The organism is Sandarakinorhabdus sp. (assembly GCF_032115815.1).
Lineage (GTDB): Bacteria > Pseudomonadota > Alphaproteobacteria > Sphingomonadales > Sphingomonadaceae > Sandarakinorhabdus.
In genome coordinates this window covers 1-7,509 of sequence record NZ_JAUMBI010000023.1, presented here as the reverse complement: position 1 = coordinate 7,509, position 7,509 = coordinate 1, and the positions used below count along the sequence as shown (strand labels likewise).

5 protein-coding genes are annotated in these 7,509 nt (G+C 64.5%); 2 read left to right on the top strand and 3 right to left on the bottom strand.

Annotated elements, in window-relative coordinates; all coding sequences use genetic code 11:
* Window positions 1-863: TolC family protein (locus tag RT662_RS01150; RefSeq protein WP_313668424.1), on the bottom strand; the 863-nt coding region annotated here is incomplete at its 3' end.
* A gap of 295 nt (window positions 864-1,158) precedes the next feature.
* Between RT662_RS01150 and RT662_RS01145 the strand changes: the two genes are divergently transcribed.
* Complete coding sequence (locus tag RT662_RS01145) at window positions 1,159-4,530, top strand: Ig-like domain-containing protein (protein WP_313668422.1); 3,372 nt, start codon at window positions 1,159-1,161, stop codon at window positions 4,528-4,530.
* A 39-nt stretch (window positions 4,531-4,569) separates the two neighbouring features.
* On the opposite strand, the gene RT662_RS01140 is transcribed toward RT662_RS01145, so the two are convergent.
* Window positions 4,570-5,580: a fumarylacetoacetate hydrolase family protein gene (locus RT662_RS01140; protein ID WP_313668421.1), complete on the bottom strand. Its 1,011-nt coding sequence runs from the start codon at window positions 5,578-5,580 to the stop codon at window positions 4,570-4,572.
* Between the two features lie 92 nt (window positions 5,581-5,672).
* On the opposite strand from RT662_RS01140, the gene RT662_RS01135 reads away from it, so the two are divergent.
* Window positions 5,673-6,887 (top strand): acyl-CoA dehydrogenase, encoded by a 1,215-nt coding sequence (locus RT662_RS01135; protein WP_313668419.1) that lies wholly within the window; start codon window positions 5,673-5,675, stop codon window positions 6,885-6,887.
* Here RT662_RS01135 and RT662_RS01130 read toward each other — a convergent pair.
* Window positions 6,884-7,345 (bottom strand): Lrp/AsnC family transcriptional regulator, encoded by a 462-nt coding sequence (locus RT662_RS01130; protein ID WP_313668418.1) that lies wholly within the window; start codon window positions 7,343-7,345, stop codon window positions 6,884-6,886. The genes RT662_RS01135 and RT662_RS01130 overlap by 4 nt on opposite strands.
* Window positions 7,346-7,509 lie beyond the last annotated feature (164 nt).

Genomic DNA, 7,509 nt, shown 5'->3' with positions numbered 1-7,509 from the left:
GCCTTGGCCGCACGCACATCGGGGGTATCGACAACGCCGGGATCTTCGGGGGGCGGCAACGCCCGCGCCGGCTGATCGGGCAGCTTGCCCCACAATTCGGTCATCCGCGCGTTGGCCGCGGCATCGCGGCGCTGGGCGTCGGCCAGCCGGGTCTGCGCCTGGGCAGCGGCAGCATCGGCCCGCGCCTTGTCGGCCGTGCTTTCGGCACCGGCGTCGGCGCGCTTGCCCACCATCATCGCCAGCCGCTCCAGCCGCTTGGCATGGCCCTTTGTGAGCTGCAGGCTGGCGCGAGCCGCGATGGCTTCGTGCCAGGCCCCCAGCAGCGCCACCAGCGCATCGGTGCGGGCTAGGTCATAATAGGCGCGGGCGCCGGTTTCGGCAGCCTGACCAGCCCGGATCCGGGCCGACGTTGCCCCCCAATCAACCAGAAGCTGGTTGACTGATCCGATGGCATCGGTGCGCCGGCGCGGCACCAAGCTTTCGAACTGCGTGCTTTGGCGCCGGAAATCGCGGGCGATGGTATCGGCGGTATTCACATCGACGCCCAACGTGGGAAACAGCCGGCTGCGGGCCTGCTGGGTCTGGGCGTCGGCAATGTTGATGCCTTCACGGCCTTCACCCACAGCCGGCAGGGCATCGGCCGCCGCGCGCAGGCGCATCGGCAGATCCACCACCGTCCGGGCCGCCAGCGCGGTTAGCCAAGCCTGATCGGCGGCCGCCAATGGTGCTGCAGCGCGGGTGGCCGGGGCAGGTCTGGCCTGGACCGGTGCTGCCTTGGCTGTAGGCACAGAGGCTGCCCTGGCCGGCGTGGCACCGGTTGCCTGGGCGGCAGCCAAGATCAGCAATGCGGCGGTTACACCCACCAAGCCCCCTCGAACCCGTGCTCGGCTTTTGCCTGCGCGCGTCCTCTGCGATGCGGTCTAACCACCATATATGTATTTGATAGCCGCAACGACGCGGCCGGGCAAGCAATGCAGCACACCTGACAGCATCCGGGAGCGCTTTTTCGAACCATGTCGACACCGTCAACATTTTCTTGGTGATAACTGTCATATGCGCTTCATTTACCAATTTTAACTGACGTAGAAGACCAATCTCAACCGTGGTGGATCCGATTCCCGGCTCGCCCGATCGGTTGCCTGTATTCGGGGGCGAATTATGTCGACAGCGCGTTTCCAGCTTTCCACGGGTGATTTCACACAGGATTGGAGCGCGGCCGCTGGCCTGCTCAGCATCGATAACTGGGATCTGTTGCCCAGCATCGTTGGCTATCGCGGGGACGATCTGGTTGGAGGAACCGGTGCTGATCCGCGCACCATCACCAGTGCCGCATCGTCGGAAGGTGTGGTCGATTATTTCAGCTCGGCCAGCGGCAATCCGTCGGCCGGCGGGGTGTTGCTGGCGACACTGACCAATCCAACCATCGCGCTGAACGGCTCCGGCACGGCTGACGCGCCGTCGATCGCGCTCTATCTCGATTCCGTTGGCCGGCAGGATATCCGTTTCCGCGCGAACATCCGCGATATCGATGCTTCGGCCGACAACGCCATCCAGCAGGTAGCGGTGCAATGGCGCGTGGCCGGCAGCAGCTGGAACAACGTCGCCTATGTCGCCGATGCCACCACCGCTAACGCCGACACGCAGCTGACACCGATCGATGTGACGCTGCCGGCCGGCGCAAACGACAGCGCCAGCCTGGAAATCCGCATCATAACCACCAACGCTGCCGGCAACGATGAAGCTGTCGGCATCGATGATATCATCGTGTCGTCCATCCCGCTCGTCGGAGGCGATACTATCGCGCCGGTACTGGTTGGTTCCAATCCGACTGATCCCGACGATGGCGCCACCGCCGTGCCGGTGGCCAGCGATATCGTGCTGCGGTTCAGCGAAACCGTGGTGGCTGGCGCTGGCAGCTTCACCCTCTCGAACGGCAGCGATGTCCGGGTCATCGCGGTCACCGACAGCCAGGTGACGATCAGCGGCAGCACCGTCACCATCAACCCCAGCACCGATCTGGTGGCCGGCACGACCTACACGCTCACCGCGCCGGCCGGCATCCTGGAAGACGCTACGGGCAATGATTTTGGCGGTATCGCGGCTGGCGTGCTGGATTTCACCACGGTGCAGCCGCTGCAGTTGCGCACCATCGGCGAAATCCAGGGCCTTGGCCACACCAGCGCCTTCGTTGGCCAGGTGGTGCAGACCGAAGGCGTGGTGACGGCCCTTGATACCAATGGTTACTATATCCAGTCTGCGCTGGGTGCTTCGGATGGCAATGCCAACACCTCTGATGGCATCTTCGTGTTCACCAACAGCGCCCCCACGTTCGCGCTTGGCCAGTTGGTACGGGTCACGGCAACGGTGTCTGAATTCCGCCCTGGCGGCGATAGCCGTAACCTCACCATTACTCAGCTGACCAGCCCGTCGGCGCTCAACCTCGGTACAGCGGTGGCGGAAAGCGTCACCATCGGCACGGGCGGCCGGCTGCCGCCCACCCAGATCATCGATAACGATGGCTTCGGCACCTATGATCCCGATCAGGACGGCATCGATTTCTGGGAATCGCTGGAAGGGATGCTGATCACGCTCGATACGCCGATCGCCATTTCCAACACCAACAGCTTTGGCGAAACCTATATTGCGGTGTCGGGTGGCGCCGGCTCAACGGGCCAGTCTGCCGGCGGCGGACTCACCATTTCAGCGACCGACAACAATCCGGAGCGCATTCAGCTCGATAACGACAACGGGCTGTTCGCCGGCTTCAGCAACCAGTTTTCCATCGGCGATCGCCTGTCCAACGTGACCGGCGTTGTCTCCTACAGCTTCCAGTCCTTTGAAGTGCTGGTGACGCAGGCCGTGACGACGACGCTCGACGTGACGGCCACCAAGGAAGTCACCACCCTGGCCGAAGCCGCGGACAAATTGTCGGTGGCCAGCTACAACGTTGAAAACCTGTCGGCCAACGACAGCCCGGCCAAGCTTGCCAGCCTGGCCAGCGACATTGTCACCAACCTGAAATCGCCCGACATCATTGGCGTGCAGGAAATCCAGGATGCCGATGGTGCCGGGAATGGAACCGATCTGTCGGGCGCGGCCACGGCGGCAGCGCTGATCGCGGCCATCCAGGCCGCCGGTGGCCCGACCTATGCCTATGTCGAAATCGCGCCGTCGGCGCCGGGCACCACCGGTGGGGAGCCCGGCGGCAATATCCGCAACGGCTTCTTCTATGATCCGGCCCGCGTGTCGCTTGTGGCGGGCTCGGTTGAACTGATCGACGGCCCGGCCTTTACAGGTTCGCGTCGTCCGCTGGCAGCCACGTTCGAATTCAACGGCGAGGCCATTACGCTGGTCAACGTGCACTTCACCTCGCGCGGCGGTTCCGATGCCTTGTGGGGTGCCATCCAGCCGCCGGCTAACGCCGCCGATGCTGCCCGCACGGCGCAGGGTGAAGCGGTGCGCGCCTGGATCGATGCGCGTGCCACCACCGGGAGCCAGGCCAATATTGCCGTGCTCGGCGATTTCAACGGCTTTACCTGGGAAGGCGGCATCGGCGCGCTCACCCGCGGCGGGCTGATGCAGAATCTTTCGGATCTGCTGCCGGAGGCCGAGCGCTATTCCTACCAGTTCGATGGCAACAACCAGCAGTTGGATCACATCGTCGCCACCGGCAGCCTGTTTGCCCGCGCCGAATTCGACGCCGTTCACATCAACAGCCAGTTGCTCGAAGCCCAGCAGATATCCACCGATCACGATGCTGCACTGGCGCTGTTCACCGTGCCGGTGCGCATCCCCGGCACCATTGGTGCTGATACAATCAACGGCACGGCCGCTTCCGAGATCATCAACGCGCTGGCCGGCAACGACCGCGTGTTCGCTGGCGCCGGCAACGACACCGTGTTCGGCGGCGACGGCGCCGATACCATTCAGGGCGGCGCCGGCAGCAACCGCCTGTTCGGCGATGCCGGCAACGATACATTCGGTGGCGATACCGTGGCCGGCGTGCATGTCGTCAGTGGCGGCCTGGGCCAGGACACGTTCCTGGTGACGTCGGCCGGCGAAGCAGTGACGATCAATCTCGCCACCGGTTTTGTGACCGGCGGCTATGCCAGCGGCTCCACGCTGTTGTCGGTCGAGGCTGTAAGTGCCCGCAACGGCAATTTCGCGGTCGAGATTATCGGCACGGCCGCAGCCGAAACCTTCACCGGTGGCCGCCAGGCCGACACGCTGAATGGTGGCGGCGGCAACGACCGGCTGATCGGCGGTCGCGGCGGCGACATGCTGAGCGGCGGTGCCGGTAACGACAGTTTCGTGTTTGCGCGCGGCGAAGTCGATGGTGACATCATCCTGGATTTCCAGGGCGCTGGCGTGGCCGGCGGCGACGTGCTGGTGCTGAGCGGTTTCGGTGTGGGCGCCACGCTCAGCAATGTCGGCGAGATCTGGACGGTCACCTATGGCGGCGGCCTCAGCGAAAGCTTCGAGATTGCCGGCGTGACCAGCCTTGGTGCGGGCGATGTGATCTTCGGCTGATGCAAGAGCGTGGCGGCCCGTTCCGGCCGCCACGCCAGATCAGCCGGCAGTGACCACCGTCTGCTCAATGGCGCCAAAGATGCTGTGGTGCTTTTCGTCCAGCATCTCGATGCGCACCACGTCGCCGGGGCTGAGCCAGGGCGTTGTCGGCGCGCCCGACAGGATGGTTTCGACCATGCGCTGTTCGGCAATGCAGGCATAGCCGTGGCCACCGTGGGCGCAGGGTTTACCGGGGCCGCCATCGGCATCGCGGTTGGATACGGTGCCCGAACCGATGATGCTGCCGGCGCCGATGGCCCGCGTCTTGGCGAGATGGGCGATCAGCGTGCCGAAATCGAAGGTCATGTCGATATGGGTTTCGACGCGGCCGAACGCCTGGCCGTTAAGATCGACATTGAGCGTGCCGATCAGCTTGCCATCCTGCCAACGTTCTCCCAGCGCCGCCGGTGACACCAGCACGGGTGACAGGGCCGAAGCGGGCTTGGACTGAACAAAGCCGAAGCCCTTGGCCAGTTCATCGGGGATCAGGCCGCGCAGCGAGATATCGTTGACCAGGCCCACCAGGCGAATGGCCTCCAGCGCTTCCTCGCGGCTGGCGCCCTGGCGCACATCGCCGGTGACGACCACGACTTCGGCTTCGAGATCGAGGCCCCAGGCCGGATCGTGGAAGGCGATGGGTTCGCGCGGGCACAAGAAATGGTCGCTGCCGCCCTGATACATCAGGGGGTCGTTCCAGAAGCTTTCCGGCAGTTCCGCGCCGCGCGCCCGGCGGACCAGTTCGACATGGTTCACATAGGCCGAACCATCCGCCCACTGAAAGGCCCGCGGCAACGGTGCTGCAGCCGCGCGTTCGTGGAATCGCGCATGTGGCACGGCATCGTGTGCCAGTGACAGCGCCACCCCTTCCAGCACCAGAGCGGCATGATCCCAATCATCCAGCACCGATTGCAGCGTGGGATACATGGGCGGCGGCGCGGCGCACCAGGCCAGATCATCAGAGACAACGACGAGGCGGCCATCGCGGCCGGATTTCAAGGAGGCAAGCTTCATGCCCGCAAAGCTGAACCCGTTTGTCGCGGCTGGCAAGCCTTGGCGCAGCGGCCACTGGCGGTTAAAGCAGGGCAACAAGAGGAGTTTCGATCATGGCCACTGCAGCTGCCACCGATGTTCAGCATTTCGCGCCCAAGTGGCCCAAGTTCGATTGGGAAGACCCGCTGCTGCTGGCCAGTCAGCTGACCGAAGAAGAGACGATGGTGCGCGATGCGTCGCGGGCCTTCTGCGATGCCGAACTGATGCCGGTGGTGAAGCTGGCCAACCGCAACGAGACATTCGATCCGGCGCTGATGAAGAAGTTCGGCGCTGCCGGCCTGCTCGGGCCCACCATCAAGGGTTATGGCTGCGCTGGCACATCCTATGTCGCCTATGGCCTGATCGCGCGCGAGGTGGAGCGGGTGGATTCGGCCTATCGTTCGGCCATGAGCGTGCAGTCGAGCCTCGTGATGTATCCGATCTATGCTTACGGCTCCGAAGCGCAGCGTGAGCGCTATCTGCCGGGCCTGGCCAGCGGCGAACTCATCGGTTGCTTCGGCCTGACCGAACCGGATGCCGGTTCCGATCCGGCCGGCATGAAGACCCGCGCGAAGAAAGTGCAGGGCGGCTGGCTGCTCAGCGGCGCCAAGATGTGGATCACCAATTCGCCGCTGGCCGATGTGGCGGTGGTGTGGGCCAAGTGTGAGGACGACAAGATCCGCGGCTTCATCGTCGAACGCGGCGATGCAGGCTTCTCGACCCCCAAGATCGAAGGCAAATTCTCCCTGCGCGCCGGGGTGACGGGCGAGATCGTGCTGGCCGATGTGCATCTGCCCGAAGAGCGCATCCTGAAGGGCGTTGAGGGCCTGGCCGGGCCGTTCGGTTGCCTGAACAACGCGCGCTTCGGCATTGCCTGGGGCGCGATGGGCGCTGCGGAATGGTGCTGGCATGCCGCCCGGCAGTATACGCTGGACCGCAAGCAATTCGGCCGGCCGCTGGCAGCAACGCAGCTGATCCAGAAGAAGCTGGCCGATATGCAGACCGAAATCACGCTTGGTCTCTGCGCGGCGCTGGCCGCCGGCCGCCTGATGGACGAAAAGCGCCTGGCACCGGAAGCCATCTCGCTGCTGAAGCGCAACAATTGCGGCAAGGCGCTCGATATCGCCCGCGTCGCCCGCGACATGCACGGCGGCAACGGCGTTTCCGACGAATATGGCGTGATCCGGCACGTGATGAACCTGGAAGCCGTGAACACCTATGAAGGCACGCACGACGTCCACGCGCTGATCCTGGGTCGCGCCCAGACCGGGCTGCAGGCGTTCTTCTAAATCCGGATCGGCAGCGCTGTCGTGCTCTTCACTTCATCGAGGATGATGGAGGAGCGCGCGGTCGCCACCTCTGGCGCGGCCAGGATGCGGTGAGACAGCAGCTGGTTGAAACTGGCCAGATCGCGGGTGGCGACCTTCAGGATCAGATCGGCCTCGCCGGTCAGCTTGTGGCACTCCATCACTTCATCCAGTTCAAGGATGCGGGCGCGGAATGCTTCGGCCGCTTCGGGCGAGTGGCTCTTCATGGTGAGCAGCACATAGGCCATCAGGCCGACGCCGACCGCCGCCGGATCGAGCACGGCGCGGAAGCCGCGGACATGGCCGGCCTTTTTCAGCGCCGCCATCCGGCGCGAACATTGCGAGGCAGACAGGTGGATGGCTTCGCCCATTTCCACCGGGCCGATATCGCCGCGCTCCTGCCACAGTGCCAGGATCTTCAGGTCAAAACCGTCAAGCATGAATGAATAGTGCGGGTTTGGGCCCATTTGTGCAAGACCTGTGCGCCGATCAAGGCCGAGCGGTGCCCCGCGTGTCCGGTGCCGTTGCGCAGGTGATTTCGGCATTGTCGTGGAGGCAGCGGCCCGGCACCCAATCGATGATCCGGCCGGGTTGGAACTGGGCG

Bases quoted from the DNA above. Each gene is read 5' to 3' on its own strand.
- RT662_RS01145 (WP_313668422.1), top strand. From the start codon at position 1,159: ATGTCGACAGCGCGTTTCCAGCTTTCCACGGGTGATTTCACACAGGAT.
- RT662_RS01140 (WP_313668421.1), bottom strand. From the start codon at position 5,580: ATGAAGCTTGCCTCCTTGAAATCCGGCCGCGATGGCCGCCTCGTCGTT.
- RT662_RS01135 (WP_313668419.1), top strand. From the start codon at position 5,673: ATGGCCACTGCAGCTGCCACCGATGTTCAGCATTTCGCGCCCAAGTGG.
- RT662_RS01130 (WP_313668418.1), bottom strand. From the start codon at position 7,345: ATGCTTGACGGTTTTGACCTGAAGATCCTGGCACTGTGGCAGGAGCGC.